Genomic DNA, 15,603 nt, shown 5'->3' with positions numbered 1-15,603 from the left:
AAAAGAGAAGAAAACCGAAAAAGCATTCCAACCGGAGGATCACGTGTCCCTTTCGTTTCGACAATCCGATATTCTGGAAATCGCCAAGCAAGATGGCCGTGTCGCGGTTGAAGACCTTGCCGCGCGTTTTGAGGTCACTGTTCAGACCATCCGACGTGACCTGTCCGATCTAGCGGACATGGGGAAATTGGACCGCGTTCACGGTGGCGCCGTGTTGCGGTCCGGCGTGTCAAACATCGGCTACGAGGATCGACGCGCCCTAAATGCCGAGATCAAGACCCGGATCGCGCAGTCCTGCGCGCGCGACATTCCAGACGGTGCATCGGTGTTCATGAACATCGGAACCTCGACCGAGGCGGTCGCGCGCCAACTTTTGTCTCACAAAGACCTCATGGTGGTGACGAACAACATGAACGTGGCCAACATACTTGTCGAAAACCCACACTGTCAGATCGTGGTTGCAGGTGGCGTGCTGCGCCGGTCGGACGGAGGGCTGATTGGCAACCTTACGACCTCGACGATCGAGCAATTCAAATTTGACTACGCTGTGATCAGTTGCTCTGCGCTTGACGCCGAGGGCGACTTGCTGGATTTCGACTTTCAAGAGGTCCATGTCAGTCAAACGATCATAGCACAGGCGCGGCATGTCATGCTTGCGGCAGACAGTTCGAAATTCCAGCGCTCAGCACCAGCGCGCATCGCATCCCTGTCTGATGTGGATGTCTTCTATACCGATGCTCAGCTACAACGCAGCTTGGTCCAGAAATGCGCTGACTGGGGCACGCGATTGGAAATCTGCACCTGACCTCCATTTTAGGCGAACTTTGACCCTCAAGTTCTTGCCAGACGCGAGCTAAGCTGACAATATTTAAACATATTGCAATTCTTATGATTAGAGGGGTGCGAGACATGATCGCACTACTATTCGCGCTGCTTACAACAGCTATAGGGCTGATCTACTATCGGATGAAAAAGGCTGCCAACGCGGTTTTTTTCGTAACCCTGGCGCTGAGCGTCTACTGGTTCCGTTATCACGCGACCAGTCAACTGACCATTCAGCTTTAGGAGACGGCAGTGACACCCGAACTGTCTCGCAGCCTAAATGCGATTGGGGCCCTAGCGGTTAGCATGATACTGTTGCTGGCTTTCGTTTATCAGTTAGCCTTGTACGAACTGCCTTGCCCTTTATGCCTGTTGCAGCGCGTGGGTTTCATGGCGGTCGGGGTCGGATTGGCGCTAAACCTGATATACGGCGCGCAACCGCAACACTATGCGCTAATGCTGATCTCGGCGCTGTTTGGGATCAGTGTTTCGATCCGACAGATCTTTCTGCACATCGTACCAGGAACCGGCCATTACGGGTCGCCCGTTCTCGGCTATCACTACTACACCTGGGCCGCGATCTGCTTCTTGCTGATCCTGCTGGGAACCGCCATTATGCTGTTGTTTTCGCGCCAATACACCGACGTTTCAAATGAGCAACCCCGATTTGGCGGCAATATACTGGCAAAAGTCGCGTTCTTTACCCTATTGGGCCTCGGAGCTCTAAACACAGTGTCGGCCCTGCTGGAATGTGGTCCCGGTATCTGCGCTGACCCTCCGACAAGCTATAAATTGATTGACGAAGTGGATGCTAACAAATGAGGATGGGTCAACCTTCCCATAAGGAGGCACGAGCATGGGATTATTGGGGCAGCCGCTAGGCTACTATGACTACCTGACATTTGTCGCCCTCATTTTGCTGCTGGCTGCAGTGATGGCACTGTTTTTGTTCATCATGGGACTGCCAGGGCGCATTGCAATCAAGCGCAACCACCCCCATGCCGAGGCCGTTAAGATCATGGGGTGGATGGGGTTTCTGGCCATCGTGCCTTGGGTTCACGCGTTTATCTGGGCCTTCCACGATGGCACCACTGTCGATATCCGCCGTATGCCCGACGACGAACGCGATGCGGTGCGCAAGGAAATCAAACGGTTAGGCGGAACTCTGACCGAAGAATATCGCGACCCGCTGGATCCTGAAGACAGTCAGAGAAGCTAAGGCCAAAGGAAATCTCACACTATGTTTGTCGCCTTGGGCATTACGCTTTTTTACCTCATTTTTGTTTGGCTGATCTTTTTCAAACTGCAATGGCTCAGATTCAATATCGCCTGGGGCATCGTCTCGTTCTGGGTAGGGGCGCATCTGCTGTTGATCTTTCTTGTGGCCCTGCGGTTCTTTCAGCCGTTTTCCATCGACAGCCATGTGATCCGCTCGACCATTCAGATCGTCCCTCGCCTGACGCAACCGACCATCCTGACCGAGGTACTGGTCGAGCCGAATACGCAGGTCAAAAAAGGCGATCCACTCTATCGCTTTGACGATACTGTCTTTTCGCTTGAGGTAGATGAAGCCAAAGCGCAGTTGGTCGCTGCCCAGCAAAACGCGAAAATTTTGGAACAGGACGTGATCGTCGCCGCCGAAAATGTCGAGCGCGCAAACGCGCAGCTGGCTTATGCACTGACGCAACAGACCCGCTATGAAAACCTGGTGCCCGCAGGTGGCGCACGGCAGGATGAGCTGGACCGCTGGAATGAACAGGTGACCGAGGATCAGGCCCAGATCAAAGAGGCCGAGGCCAATCTGGAAAAAGCCCAACTGGCGCTGGATTCCCAAATTAACGGGGTCAACACAGGCATTCTGCAAGCGCAAGCGCAGCTGGATAAAGCGCAGTATTTCCTGGACAACACGACGATTTACGCTCCTGAAGACGGCATGATCGTCTCGCAACAGGCACGTCCCGGCATGGTTGTGGGGGAAATCCGGCTGGGCGCTATTGCCAGTTTCGTCACCATGGATAATCCTTATATCTTGGCCACTTACCGCCAACAGAACCTGAAATTCGTTGAACCGGGGCAAGATGTTGAGGTGGCACTGGACCTTTATCCCGGTGAAATCCTCACCGGCAAGGTCGAGGCGATCTGGTGGGCCACTCGTCAGGGGCAATACCTACCTTCGGGCCGCCTGCCCGGCTTTGAGCTGCCCAAGCTGCCGGGCCGCATTGCGGTGCAAATCTCGGTCGATATTCCTGATGGTCACACCTTCCCCGCAGGCGGCCACGCGGCGGTCGCGATCTATACCGGTCAGGGCAAAAGCTTTGAGTTCCTGCGGCGCATCAACATTCGCCTATACTCATTTGCGAACTTCATCCGCCCGCTGGATATCTGAGGACATAGCGCATGAAACGAACCCGCCTGACCCGCCAGATGATGGGCACCGCGCTATGCGCCGCCCTTTTGGTCGGATGCGCACCGGTGGGGCCGGATTTTGTGCGCCCGAACTCTCCGGTCGTGAAGGAATGGATCGAAGTCAACAGCCCAAGTGTCGGCGCCAGCGGATTGACCTCGCGCAGCGCGCCCGTGGTCAAATGGTGGGAGACATTCAATGACCCCACTCTCAATAGGCTGATCAACGAGGCCTATGCCCAAAACCTCGACTTGCAGGTAGCTGGGGCTCGCGTGTTGCAAGCCCGAGCGCAGTTGGGCATCGCATTTGGCGAGTTGTACCCGCAATCACAAGCCATCGGCGCCTCGATCGAGCGGCGTCAGGTCAGCGAAAACCTCGGCCCAATTGCCGATATTCGCGAGATCATCCCGCTGGACACCGAGTTTTCGACATCACAAGCCGGGTTTGACGCACAGTGGGAACTGGACGTTTGGGGCCAGCAACGGCGCGGCGTGCAGGCGGCGCGGTCCAATCTTGCGTTGCAGGTGGCCAATTACGATGACGCGCTGGTGACGCTGACGGGCGATGTGGCCGCGCTCTATGTCAATATTCGCGCCCTGCAGGAGTCGTTGGCGGTCGCACGGGACAATATCCAGCTTCAACAGGAATCGGCCGACCTGACCCAATTGCGCTTCAACAATGGCGTCACGACCGAATTGGACGTCCAGGAATCCACGGCCCTTTTGAACAACACCAAAGCGCTGGTGCCCGCGCTGGAAAGCGATCTGCAACAGACCAAGAATGCGCTGGCGGTTCTGCTGGGCACGACACCGTCGCGTATGACCAGTCTGTTGGGCAATTCCGGGCGTATCCCCTCGGCCCGGTCAAACGTCGCTGTGGGTGTTCCGGCCGAACTGCTACGCCGCCGTCCCGATGTGCGCGCAGCGGAACTGGCCGCAGCCACACAATCGGCGCAGGTTGGGATCGCGATCGCAGACCTGTATCCGCAATTTATCCTGTCAGGCTCGATCGGCGTGCAGGCGTCCGGTGGGCGTGACCTGTTCACATCAGCCAGTTCAACCGGTCTGGCCAATGCGGGCGTGGTGTGGAACGTGCTAAACTATGGGCGGATCAAGAATAATGTCCGCGCGCAGGACGCCGCCTATCAAGCGTTGATCGCGAATTATCAGAACACCGTCCTGACCGCCTATTCCGAGGTTGAAAGCGCCATGGTCGCTTATACCCAATCGCGCAAGCAGGTAAGGTTTTATGAAAACAGCGTCGCCGCCTCGCGCCGCGCGGCCGAGATTGCGGTCGACCAATACCGGGACGGCATCGTGGATTATTCCCGCATCCTGAACACGCAGACGGCATTGCTGAATTCGCAAGCCAATCTGATCGAGGCACGCCAGCAGGTGTCCAGCAATCTGGTCGCTGTTTACAAAGGTCTGGGCGGCGGCTGGCAGATCCGGCAAACTCAGGAATTCCTGCCTGAAACGGTACTAGCTGAAATGGCCTATCGCACCGATTGGGGCGACCTGCTGGAACAAGACCCCACACGCGCCAGCCTGAACTAAGGGCTATTTCGTTAGCCCTCGCAGCCCGCCCGAGATCAGGATGTTCACTTCGTACAAGATGCGGGGAGCCGCCAGCCCACCGGGGCTGGCCAGATAATTCGGGCTCCATTCCGGGTCAAATTTCTGTTTGAAACTGCGCAACCCTTCGAAGTGATAGAATTGCTCGCCATGTTCGTAAACAAACCCACCGACGCGATTCCAGAATGACGCCAGTTGCCGGTTCTCGATCCCTGAAAACGGTGCAGCGCCCAATGAGAACCACTGGAACCCCTGCTCGGCACCCCATGCCATCATCTCGGCAAATAGCGCGTCCATGACGAAGCTGGCGCTGTCAGGTTCATATCGCATCAGGTCCAGTGACAGCTCCGATTTATGGCCGCCCTGAAACAGGTTGGCGAAGGCCACGATCCGCCCGCCTTCGCTTTCACGCAGCACGGCGTGGTCGAAATAGGACAGATAGTCGTCATCGAACCCGCCAAGCGCGAACCCCTTCTCCTCTCCGGCCTTCTGGGCCAGCCAGTCATCCGAGATTTTCCGCAGCTCTGGCAGAATCGGCGCAAGGTCTTCCTTGCGAATGATCTCAAAGACATAGCCCTCACGCTCAGCTCGGTTTTTCGCCTGCCGGAACCGTTTGCGCGATTTACCATCCAGCGAGAAATCCTTGAGTGGCACGCGGGCGACCTCACCGATTTTCAGGATCGACAGGCCAAGATCCAGAAAGGTCGGCAGGTATTTCGTCGAGACGCTGTAGAACGCGCACAACTTACCTTCGCGATCCGCCATCTCGCGCAACTGCCAGATCAGTTGCTGCCCGGCTTTTTCATCACCCACTGGTTCGCCCTTGGTGATCAGTGCGTTGCCGGTATCGGCATAGGCCAGAAACGCGCTGTCATCGGGGGCGATCAGGAATTGCTTATCCCCGGTCAGGGAAATCTGCGCCTCGGTATCCTCGCTCTCCATCACCAACCGTTCAACCACCGGAGGGATCTCGGTGCGTTCCGGCACAGGAATTTCGCGTCCGAACAGAGAAGTCACGGCCACGATCCCAAGGATTAATGCTACCACTAGACTAGAGCGCAAAAACCGCGAGGCGTCGCCATTCCATGCGAATTCCCACCATAGGGCATTCTGATATTCGACATGGGAATAGGCAAACAGACCGATCCAGAAAATCACGGCCAACAGGGCCATGACGCTGACCAGCCACGGAATATTCAAACGAAAAATCGACGCGCCGCTTACCCGATAAAAGGCATCGCGGAACATGGCCAGCACCCCAATCGTGGCCAACATGCTGATCGCTTCATGCGTATCCAACCCTTTCGCAATCGAGGCCCCAAAGCCGGCCACCATAAGCAACATCGCAACCACCCACGCGCGGTACAGCTTACGAAACAGGCCGCGCGACACCAGCAAAAGCAATACGCCCACCGCGCTACCGACCAGATGCGATGCCTCAACAAATGACAGCGGCAGAACATCCCGCAAAACCCCAAGGTTTTCACTGCTGGCTGGCAGAGCACCCGACACCAGCAAAATGACACCTGCAACCGCAGCAACGCCGGCTGCGACCATTGGAACGATGGGTCGGATAACGCGATACACCCACGTGGCGGCACCTGTGATGTGGTGCCGGTGGCTCAGGGCCGAGGCGACCGCAATCGAGAGGCTGGCTATCACGAAGGGCAGAAACGTGTAAACCAGACGGTACAGCAGCAATGCGGCGATCACATCCGAACGACCCGAGGCCCCCAAACCTGCGATCATGGTGGCCTCAAACGCGCCGATACCGCCGGGAGCGTGGCTGACAATCCCGACCGCGATTGCCGCAATGAATATAGTGAAGAAATAGGGAAACCCGACGCCCAGATCACTGGGCATCAACGTATAAAGCACCATCGACGCGCCAAACAAATCCCCCAGTGCAGCAAGCGTCAGAAGACTGGCTAACTTGCCGTTTGGCAAGTTGAAGCCCACGCCCCCATAGGCCAGACGTCGCCCACCATTGGCAAGCCACAGGAACAGACCCAGCAATGCGGCAAGCATACACAGGCCGATCACCGTCTCGGTTGTGTCACTTATCGGAATAACCTTGGATATCCCATCGGGATGCAGCGTCAGAAGGATGCCCAGAAGAAGCACCATGCCTGACCAGAAGGCGATCCACGAGGTCGCGATGACCCCCGCAACCCTGCTCAGATCCAGACCCAAAGATGCATAGATCCGATACCGGATCGCGGTCCCTGTAATATAAGAGAACCCGAGGCAGTTCGACACAGCATATCCGCAAGCCCCGGCCATTCCCGCTACTGGCAATGGCACTTCGCCATCCGCTACGCTTTGCACAGCGAACACGTCATAGAGCGACAGCGACAGGAAGCTTACCATCGTCCAGCACAGCGCAAAAAACATCAACTTCCAAGAAGTGTTAGCCACATCCGACTGCACATCGGACCATTTTACGTGCGAAGACAACTCGTGCAGGACAGTCAAAGCCACCAGCATAACCAGAACGGGGACCAGGATTTTAATCCAGGGACGTTCCAGAAACCCGGCCACACGTTCAGCCAAACGAACAGCCCAGAGGTCGTGGCCGGTATCCTGATCGGTCATATTTGTTCTCTGCTCTTGAGGTTTTGGTTGCTTGCGTGCTGTAGCAGTTTTACACAAATTCGTTGAACCTCAAAGCACTACGGCTCTTACATCCGGCCCTTACGTGTGGACAAAAGCAGATTGGTTTCCGATCGGGTGATCCCCTCCATCCGGCGGATTTGAAACAGGACTTCGTCCAACTCGGCCAAGGTATCTGTGCTGATCTCGGCTATGAGGTCCCAGCTACCGTTGGTTGAATGAACGGCGCGCACTTCGGGCATGGCTGATATACGAGCCATCGTACGTTCGGTGCCGCGGCCCTCGATCTCAAGCATCATTAACCCGCGAACCGGACTTTGGGCCACATCCTGTCGGGTCAGGACTGTGAAACCCACGATCTCGCCCGATTGCTTGAGCCGCTGCAATCGACTGCGAACAGTCGTGCGTGTTACGCTAAGCGTTTCAGCAAGTTCAGACAGGGATGCGCGCGCATCGCGATGCAGTGCGCTTAACAACCGATTGTCCAGTTCGTCCATATCAACTTCCCATTTCGAGATATCAAAGTTCTTTTTGAGCATTTTGATGACTTTTCGCAACCCACTATGACTGCGTAAATAAGCACATGAAAAACACAAATATCATACTGGTTGGCAGCCCCATGGATTCGGGTAAACGCCGACAGGGCTGTCGGATGGGCCCCGACGCCTATCGGGTCGCAGGGTTGCAGACCGCTCTCAACAGTCTTGGGCATGCTGTTCAGGATATTGGCGACGTCGTCCCCGACCAATTGGATGTGGCTGAACACTCGCACCTATTCGCGCTGCCTGAATGTATCGGTTGGACCCGTGCATTGAACCGGGCCGCTCAGGCGGCGGCGCAAAAGGGCATGCCGATATTCATGGGCGGAGATCACGCCCTGTCGATGGGGACCGTTTCTGGTATGGCCGAACACGCACAGAAGCTTGGCCGCCCCCTGTTTGTACTGTGGCTTGACGCACATAGCGATTTTCACACACCGCAGAGTACCGACAGTGGCAACCTGCACGGAACACCTGTTGCCTATTTCACCGGCCAATCGGGTTTTGAGGCTTTCCCACCGATCACTGCGACAGTCCCGACGGACCGAGTTGGCATGATTGGGCTGCGCTCGGTCGACCCTGCCGAACGGGCCCAGCTGGAAAAAGATCACGTCATGTTGGCAGACATGCGCAGCATCGACGAACACGGCATCAAAGCACCACTTATGGCCTTTCTCGAACGCGTTCGCGCCGCAAACGGGATGCTGCACGTGTCACTAGACGTCGACTTTCTGGACCCCTCCATCGCGCCGGCTGTTGGAACGACCGTACCCGGTGGAGCGACCGAACGCGAAGCGCATCTGGTCATGGAGCTGCTGCACGAAAGCGGCCTTGTCTGTTCGCTTGATCTGGTCGAGCTCAACCCGTTTCTTGATGAGCGCGGCCGCACTGCAAAATTGATGGTCGATCTGGCCGCGTCCCTTCTGGGGCGGCGCATCTTCGACCGACCGACCCGGAGTTTCTGATGACCCAACCGTCCGATAAAGCCCTCGTTCCATTTGTATCTGTCGACAACATGATGCGACTGGTGCACCACATCGGCGTGGAACACATGATCACTCAGATCGCGGCGCAGATCGAAGCTGATTTCAAAAGGTGGGAAAGCTTCGACAAGACCCCGCGCATTCCCGCCCATTCTCCGCATGGGGTTATTGAGTTGATGCCCACCTCTGACGGCGAGGCTTATGGGTTCAAATACGTCAACGGCCATCCCAAAAACACATCTGAAGGCCTTCAGACTGTCACAGCATTTGGACTGCTGGCAGATGTCTACACCGGGTACCCTACCCTGCTGACGGAAATGACATTGCTGACAGCCTTGCGAACAGCGGCCACGTCGGCCCTTGTGGGTCGCTACCTTGCCCCCAAATCCGCCACAACGATGGCCATGATTGGAAACGGTGCGCAATCCGAGTTTCAATGCCTCGCCTTCAAGGCGATGTGCAACATCAACACCGTTCGCCTGTACGACACTGACGCCAACGCCACCGAAAAATGCGCCGCGAACCTCAAGAATTCAGGACTGACTGTTGTTCTCTGCAAAACGCCCGAGGATGCCATCGAAGGCGCGCAGATTATTACGACCTGCACAGCAGACAAGAAATACGCAACCATACTTACAGATAACATGGTTGGGCCCGGCGTTCACATAAACGCAATCGGAGGAGATTGCCCCGGAAAAACCGAACTCCACCGGGATATCCTTCTCCGCTCGGAGATTTTTGTCGAGTATCCTGAGCAGACAAGGATAGAAGGAGAAATTCAGGCCTTGGCCTCGGATCATCCCGTGACAGAGATGTGGCAGGTTATGACCGGTCAAGCCACAGGCCGTAAAGACGACCGGCAGATTACCCTGTTTGACAGTGTCGGCTTCGCAATCGAGGATTTCTCGGCGCTACGGTTTATCAAAACTGCCATCGAAGGCACGAATTTCTATGAACCGTTGGACATGTTGGCGGACCCGGACGACCCCAGAGATCTGTTCGGCATGTTGATGCGTGCCGGCTAAACCGGGGGCGCTGCCCCCGCCGCCCTGCGGGCGACGCCCCCGAGATATTTTTGGCCAGATGAAGCTAGGTATCCTATTTTCATCTGGCAGCAAATATCCCGAAGCGCGAGGCAGAGCCTCGCAAAGAGCTCTCTATCCCGCCAACGATGGTAAGTAGAGCACGATACCGGGAAACGCGACCAGAAGCGCGATAGTGACTGCGTCCGCGATAAAAAACGGTGTCACGCCCTTGAATACATCCTGAACGCTTAAATCTGGACGTACTCCGGCGACAACAAAACAGTTGAGACCAATGGGCGGTGTAATCAGACAGAACTCTGCCATTTTTACAACCAGTATCCCGAACCAGATCGCGCACATTGGACCAGACATACCAAAAGCGCTGTCAGCCGCACTGACTGTCTCGCCCCCGTTCAAGGCCATCACCGCAGGGTAAACCACCGGCAAGGTCAACAGAAGCATCCCTATGGCGTCCATGAACATTCCCAGAACCGCATAGGCCAACAGGATGCAGATCAGGATCAGCATGGGCGACATCTCAAGCGATGTGATCCAATCCGAGAATGCGCCGGGCAGATCGGCGAAACCGAGGAACCGTACGTAGATCAGAACCCCCCAGATGATCGAGAAGATCATCGCCGTCAGTTTGGCTGTTTCCAGCAGCGCGGATTTCAGTTCGGTCCAACGCATTCCGTGAAACAGGGCAAAACAGAAGACGATGAAGGCTCCGATAGCGCCGCCTTCGGTGGGGGTGCCCCAAGCCTTTTCGCCAAATGGGTTGTAGACGAAGCAGATGATGATGAGGATCACGGCGACGATGGGGAACGCGCCGGGCAAAGCGGCAAAGCGCTGTTTCCAGGTGAACCCGGTTACGGGCGGACCGACAGATTTGAAAACAACCGCGATACCCACAATCAACAGGCCGTATATGACTGCCGAGAATGCGCCCGGAATGAAACCCGCCAACAGCAGTTTCCCCACATCCTGTTCGACGATGATCGCGTAGATTACCAGAATCGCAGAGGGCGGGATCAGCGAGGCCAGCGTTCCGCCAGCAGCGACGACGCCTGCCGCGAATTGCTTGTTGTAGCCGACCTTTAGCATCTCGGGGATGGCGATGCGCGCAAACACGGCAGAAGTGGCGACCGAAGCGCCCGACACTGCCGCAAAGCCAGCCGTGGCAAAGACGGTGGACACGGCCAACCCGCCCGGCACCCACGCGACCCAGCGCTTGGCAGCCTCGAACAGCGCGCGGGTCAGGCCTGCGTAATAGGCCAGATATCCGATCAGGATAAAGGTCGGAATCAGGCTGAGCGTATGGGCTGCAACCTTGGAATGCGGCACCTGCCCTGCCGTTTTGACCGCCACGGTCAGTGCTTTGCCAAAGCGGTCGGGGTCATAGCCGAACTTGGCCCAGAAAATCCAAACCAACCCAACCAGACCTGCCAAACCTGCTGCAAAGGCCACGCGCATTCCAGTGACGACCAGAACCAGAAGGCCGCCTGTGACCCACAGGCCGATATCAATCGTGTCCATCTAGTCCTGCCCTTCGAATTGCTCGGCCTCGGCAGCCGCCTGGGCGGCGACATCCTGTATCAGGGGTACAGCTACGGGGTTTTCCAGCCCCAATACAAAAGCGCGACCATAGCCCCAGATTTGTAGGATCAGCCGCAGACACAGGACCGAAAACGCAACCGGAGCCAACAGTTTCGCAGGCCAAAGCGGGATACCGATGTCGATTGAGCTGTCGCGGCTCCACAACGGTGCGCCGAAATCGAATGAGCGGTCGAAATGGGACCAGCTGCCCCAGACCAGCGCCAGCATAAGCACAAGGATCAACACGACCGAGATCAGCTCGAACAGCCACAGCGCACGCCCGTGCAGGCGTGAGATGACGATATCCATTCGGATGTGACCGCCATCCCGTTGGACAAAGGAAATGCCAAGGAACGCGATCAGCGGCATGGCTTGTTCGATCCAATCCACATAGCCCGGCAAAGGCGCGTTAAACGCATTGCGCCCACTGACGGATACCACCGCCAGAACCATCAGCCCAAAGACAGCAATCCCGCTGATGAGCGCTAGGAGCTTCTCCAATCGCAATAGGTGATGATCCAGACGGCTGAGACGGCTGCCGTCTTCAAGCACCGTGGCCTGTCCTGCCATGCCGGTGTTCCCCTGTTGTCTTTATAAGTGTCCGGGCGCCGAACAGGCACCCGGACTTAGTGATCAGTTACCGCCGCGCTGTTGCTTCAACGTTGCCTGAACCAGATCATAGAGGTCTTGCGCAGGCAGACCCTGTGCTGACATATCCGCAATCCACTGCTCGCGGATCGGATCCGCGGCTTTTGTGCGGAACTCCTCGATTACGGCATCGTCGATTTCAACTTTCGCGACGCCTTTTTCGGACAGGACGCTGTCCCATTGCTCCAGCAGGCCGCCATAGTTGGCGAGGTAATGGTCAATCGCCTCATCAATCGAGCTATTCAGCGCCTCGCGGTGCTCGGCAGGCAGCGCTTCATAAGCGTCGATATTCACCACGACCGGGCAGTTCACCGTGCCGGGATTGAGGTTCGCGGTCCACCAATCCGCCTCGTTGATGGTGCCGAAGGACAGATGCGCATGCTGGGCGAAAGCCACAGTATCCACAACACCCGATTCCATCGCATTGAACGCCTCAGTCGCAGGAACCGAGGTCGGGACACCCCCAACCGCTTCGAACGCCTGCCCCAGACCGCCGGTGGCGCGCACACGCATACCATCAAAATCGGCCAGCTCGTCGCGCGGGTCACCTGTGCCGACAAGATTGTACTGTGGCATGGGTGAGGTCATGATGATGCGCGCATTCCACTGTGCCATCTCATCTTTCACCGCCGGGTGATCGTAAACCGCGTGGCTAACAGCAACCTCTTCTTCAAGGTTACTTACACCCAGAAATGGGAGTTCGAGCACAGTGATGGCGCGGTTTTTGTCCCGGTGATAGCCCGCGCAGAACTGCGCCATCTCGAACGCGCCGATTTCAATGCCGTCCAGATTCTCTCGCGGCTTGGACAAGCCCCCGTAGCTTACATTGATAGTGAATTCACCGCCGGTTTTTTCACTGACCAGCTCGGCCAGCTTTTCAACGTGCTCGGTAAAGGCGCGGCGTTTACCCCAGACCGAGGCGCTCCATTCGGTTGCCGCGGCCTCGGATACGAACGCAACGGTCAGGGCGGCGACAGCGGCACCGCTCAGCATCTTTTTCATTATGATCTCTCCCTTATCTGCGCCCCTTGTCGAAGCGCTTGATGCCAAAGCTAGCGCCAACATCTGAGTGTGCCAACCCCCGGAAGATTTCACGGAACCAAGATCATCAGATCAAGTGACCGCTAACACGCTAAAGATGAATTTCCGATGCCATTTTTGGGCCCAACCAACGCAAACACGAGGATCGAAATCCGTTACAATTATCATATTGATATTAATAGATAATTACCACCTTTATCCAAAAATGTTTTCACCTCAACGGCATTTAGAGAAATTTTTTTACAAACTAATCCATAGTTTCCGGTAATTTATTCCCTTGTTTTCTGTTCTCCGTATTATTCGGTATGGGGAGGAAGCGGGTCGACATTGTCAGTTTAGCAGGCAAAATTCGGCCCCACGAAATTTAGTCCAGAGGGAGGAGCCTCAGAATGACAACCGCTGCCCAGGCAGATGCCAAAACCTATCCGCCATCAGCAGACACTGTTGCCCGTGCACATGTCGATGCCGACAAATACAACGAGATGTATGCAGCCTCCGTCAACGATCCTGTTGCCTTCTGGGACGAACAGGGCAAGCGTATCGACTGGATCAAACCCTATACCCAAGTCAAGGACGTCAGCTTCGATTTCGGCTCGGTCGGTATTAACTGGTACGCCGACGGTACTCTGAATGTTTCGTCCAACTGCCTGGATCGCCATCTGAAAACCCGTGGAGATCAAACCGCGATCATCTGGGAGCCAGATGATCCAACTGATCCCGCTCAGCACATTACATATGCCGAGCTGCACCGTCGCACCTGCCGAATGGCCAACATCCTGGAATCAATGGGTGTGCGCAAAGGTGATCGAGTTGTCATCTACCTCCCGATGATCCCCGAGGCTGCTTACGCAATGCTGGCCTGTGCCCGTATCGGCGCAATTCATTCGATCGTGTTTGCCGGCTTCTCGCCCGATGCGCTGGCGGCACGGGTCAATGGCTGTGACGCCAAGGTCATCATCACAGCGGACGAAGCCCCGCGTGGCGGCCGCAAGACCCCGCTGAAATCCAACGCAGATGCGGCGCTGCTGCATTGTAAGGACACGGTGAAATGCCTCGTCGTCAAGCGGACTAACGGTCAGACCACATGGATCAACGGTCGCGACTACGACTATAACGAAATGGCGCTGGAGGCCGACGACTATTGCGCCCCCACCGAGATGAATGCCGAAGACCCGCTGTTCATTCTTTACACCTCTGGCTCGACCGGCCAGCCCAAAGGCGTCGTTCACACGACCGGCGGTTATCTGGTCTACGCCGCGCTGACCCATGAGGTAACATTCGACTATCACGAGGGTGATGTTTACTGGTGTACTGCGGACGTCGGCTGGGTCACAGGCCACAGCTACATCGTTTACGGTCCGCTGGCCAATGGCGCTACAACGCTGATGTTTGAAGGCGTCCCAACATACCCCGATGCAGGCCGTTTCTGGGAGGTTTGCGCGAAGCACAAGGTCAACCAGTTCTATACAGCCCCCACCGCGATCCGCGCGCTGATGGGTCAGGGCAACGAGTTTGTCGAGAAGCACGACCTGAGCGACCTGCGCCTTCTGGGCACTGTCGGCGAACCGATCAACCCAGAAGCCTGGAACTGGTATAATGAGGTGATCGGCAAGGGCAAATGCCCTATCGTGGACACTTGGTGGCAAACCGAAACCGGCGGTCATCTGATGACCCCCCTGCCCGGTGCGCACGCAATGAAGCCTGGCGCGGCAATGAAGCCGTTCTTTGGCATTCAGCCAGTGGTTCTGGACCCGCAATCGGGTGTGGAAATCAGCGGCAACGGGGTCGAAGGCGTGCTGTGCATCAAGGATAGCTGGCCCGGTCAGATGCGTACCGTTTGGGGAGATCATGAGCGGTTCGAAAAGACCTATTTCTCGGACTACAAAGGCTACTATTTCACAGGTGATGGGTGCCGTCGGGATGAGGATGGCGACTACTGGATTACTGGCCGCGTAGATGATGTGATCAACGTATCCGGGCACCGCATGGGCACCGCCGAAGTCGAAAGCGCGCTGGTCGCCCACGCTGCTGTGGCCGAAGCCGCCGTGGTGGGATATCCGCATGAAATCAAAGGACAAGGCATCTATTGTTATGTCACTTTGATGAATGATCGCACCCCCTCGGATGAGCTGCTGAAGGAACTGCGCACCTGGGTGCGGACCGAGATTGGACCGATTGCCTCTCCGGATGTGATCCAGTGGGCACCGGGCTTGCCGAAAACGCGCTCGGGCAAGATCATGCGCCGCATCCTGCGCAAAATTGCCGAGGATGACTTTGGCGCGCTAGGGGACACTTCGACGCTTGCCGATCCGTCGGTGGTCGAAGACCTGATTGAAAACCGCGCGAACAAGTGAGGAT

Annotated in this window: 14 protein-coding genes; 9 read left to right on the top strand and 5 right to left on the bottom strand. The window is 56.5% G+C overall.

What is annotated here, in order from left to right:
- The first annotated feature begins 43 nt into the window (after positions 1-43).
- The 6 genes from ACR0DX_RS04220 to ACR0DX_RS04195 all read left to right on the top strand — a co-directional run bounded on the left by ACR0DX_RS04220 (position 44) and on the right by ACR0DX_RS04195 (position 4,782).
- A complete protein-coding gene (locus tag ACR0DX_RS04220) occupies positions 44-805 on the top strand; it encodes a DeoR/GlpR family DNA-binding transcription regulator (protein ID WP_170352937.1) in 762 nt (253 codons plus the stop codon).
- A gap of 104 nt (positions 806-909) precedes the next feature.
- Positions 910-1,065 (top strand): DUF5993 family protein, encoded by a 156-nt coding sequence (locus ACR0DX_RS04215; RefSeq protein WP_170352935.1) that lies wholly within the window; start codon positions 910-912, stop codon positions 1,063-1,065.
- Positions 1,066-1,074: 9 nt separating this feature from the next.
- Positions 1,075-1,644: a disulfide bond formation protein B gene (locus tag ACR0DX_RS04210; RefSeq protein ID WP_170352933.1), complete on the top strand. Its 570-nt coding sequence runs from the start codon at positions 1,075-1,077 to the stop codon at positions 1,642-1,644.
- A gap of 34 nt (positions 1,645-1,678) precedes the next feature.
- Complete coding sequence (locus tag ACR0DX_RS04205; protein ID WP_170352930.1) at positions 1,679-2,041, top strand: DUF3302 domain-containing protein; 363 nt, start codon at positions 1,679-1,681, stop codon at positions 2,039-2,041.
- A 21-nt stretch (positions 2,042-2,062) separates the two neighbouring features.
- The gene (locus ACR0DX_RS04200; RefSeq protein ID WP_170352928.1) at positions 2,063-3,208 is read left to right on the top strand and encodes an HlyD family secretion protein; all 1,146 of its coding nucleotides are present in this window, start codon (positions 2,063-2,065) and stop codon (positions 3,206-3,208) included.
- An 11-nt stretch (positions 3,209-3,219) separates the two neighbouring features.
- Positions 3,220-4,782, top strand: a complete 1,563-nt coding sequence (locus ACR0DX_RS04195; protein ID WP_170352926.1) for an efflux transporter outer membrane subunit — start codon at positions 3,220-3,222, stop codon at positions 4,780-4,782.
- A 3-nt stretch (positions 4,783-4,785) separates the two neighbouring features.
- Here the strand turns inward: ACR0DX_RS04195 and mprF are convergent, their stop codons facing one another.
- Both mprF and ACR0DX_RS04185 read right to left on the bottom strand, forming a co-directional pair.
- Positions 4,786-7,395: a bifunctional lysylphosphatidylglycerol flippase/synthetase MprF gene (mprF, locus tag ACR0DX_RS04190; RefSeq protein WP_170352924.1), complete on the bottom strand. Its 2,610-nt coding sequence runs from the start codon at positions 7,393-7,395 to the stop codon at positions 4,786-4,788.
- 86 nt (positions 7,396-7,481) lie between these two features.
- A complete protein-coding gene (locus ACR0DX_RS04185; protein WP_170353151.1) occupies positions 7,482-7,910 on the bottom strand; it encodes an Lrp/AsnC family transcriptional regulator in 429 nt (142 codons plus the stop codon).
- Positions 7,911-7,996: 86 nt separating this feature from the next.
- Between ACR0DX_RS04185 and rocF the strand changes: the two genes are divergently transcribed.
- A complete protein-coding gene (gene rocF / locus ACR0DX_RS04180; protein WP_170724170.1) occupies positions 7,997-8,917 on the top strand; it encodes an arginase in 921 nt (306 codons plus the stop codon).
- A complete protein-coding gene (locus tag ACR0DX_RS04175; protein WP_170352920.1) occupies positions 8,917-9,960 on the top strand; it encodes an ornithine cyclodeaminase in 1,044 nt (347 codons plus the stop codon). Before rocF ends, ACR0DX_RS04175 begins: the two co-directional genes overlap by 1 nt.
- A gap of 132 nt (positions 9,961-10,092) precedes the next feature.
- Here the strand turns inward: ACR0DX_RS04175 and ACR0DX_RS04170 are convergent, their stop codons facing one another.
- The 3 genes from ACR0DX_RS04170 to dctP form a co-directional block, all read right to left on the bottom strand.
- Positions 10,093-11,496, bottom strand: a complete 1,404-nt coding sequence (locus ACR0DX_RS04170; protein ID WP_170352918.1) for a TRAP transporter large permease — start codon at positions 11,494-11,496, stop codon at positions 10,093-10,095.
- Positions 11,497-12,126 carry a TRAP transporter small permease gene (locus ACR0DX_RS04165; protein WP_170352917.1) on the bottom strand — a complete coding sequence of 210 codons (630 nt, stop codon included), beginning with the start codon at positions 12,124-12,126 and terminating at the stop codon, positions 11,497-11,499.
- Between the two features lie 63 nt (positions 12,127-12,189).
- Positions 12,190-13,206, bottom strand: coding sequence for a TRAP transporter substrate-binding protein DctP (dctP, locus tag ACR0DX_RS04160; RefSeq protein WP_170352915.1), 1,017 nt, complete (start codon positions 13,204-13,206; stop codon positions 12,190-12,192).
- A gap of 428 nt (positions 13,207-13,634) precedes the next feature.
- Here dctP and acs point away from each other — a divergent pair, with 428 nt between their 5' ends.
- On the top strand, positions 13,635-15,599 hold the full coding sequence (gene acs, locus ACR0DX_RS04155) for an acetate--CoA ligase (protein ID WP_170352913.1): 1,965 nt from the start codon (positions 13,635-13,637) through the stop codon (positions 15,597-15,599).
- Positions 15,600-15,603 lie beyond the last annotated feature (4 nt).

The organism is Ruegeria sp. D3 (genome assembly GCF_056534465.1).
The sequence above is the reverse complement of the archived record's forward strand: the minus strand, read 5'-3'. Positions and strand labels throughout refer to the sequence as shown.

Bases quoted from the DNA above. Each gene is read 5' to 3' on its own strand.
- ACR0DX_RS04215 (WP_170352935.1), top strand. From the start codon at position 910: ATGATCGCACTACTATTCGCGCTGCTTACAACAGCTATAGGGCTGATC.
- ACR0DX_RS04205 (WP_170352930.1), top strand. From the start codon at position 1,679: ATGGGATTATTGGGGCAGCCGCTAGGCTACTATGACTACCTGACATTT.
- ACR0DX_RS04200 (WP_170352928.1), top strand. From the start codon at position 2,063: ATGTTTGTCGCCTTGGGCATTACGCTTTTTTACCTCATTTTTGTTTGG.
- ACR0DX_RS04195 (WP_170352926.1), top strand. From the start codon at position 3,220: ATGAAACGAACCCGCCTGACCCGCCAGATGATGGGCACCGCGCTATGC.
- mprF (WP_170352924.1), bottom strand. From the start codon at position 7,395: ATGACCGATCAGGATACCGGCCACGACCTCTGGGCTGTTCGTTTGGCT.
- ACR0DX_RS04185 (WP_170353151.1), bottom strand. From the start codon at position 7,910: ATGGACGAACTGGACAATCGGTTGTTAAGCGCACTGCATCGCGATGCG.
- rocF (WP_170724170.1), top strand. From the start codon at position 7,997: ATGAAAAACACAAATATCATACTGGTTGGCAGCCCCATGGATTCGGGT.
- ACR0DX_RS04175 (WP_170352920.1), top strand. From the start codon at position 8,917: ATGACCCAACCGTCCGATAAAGCCCTCGTTCCATTTGTATCTGTCGAC.
- ACR0DX_RS04170 (WP_170352918.1), bottom strand. From the start codon at position 11,496: ATGGACACGATTGATATCGGCCTGTGGGTCACAGGCGGCCTTCTGGTT.
- ACR0DX_RS04165 (WP_170352917.1), bottom strand. From the start codon at position 12,126: ATGGCAGGACAGGCCACGGTGCTTGAAGACGGCAGCCGTCTCAGCCGT.
- dctP (WP_170352915.1), bottom strand. From the start codon at position 13,206: ATGAAAAAGATGCTGAGCGGTGCCGCTGTCGCCGCCCTGACCGTTGCG.
- acs (WP_170352913.1), top strand. From the start codon at position 13,635: ATGACAACCGCTGCCCAGGCAGATGCCAAAACCTATCCGCCATCAGCA.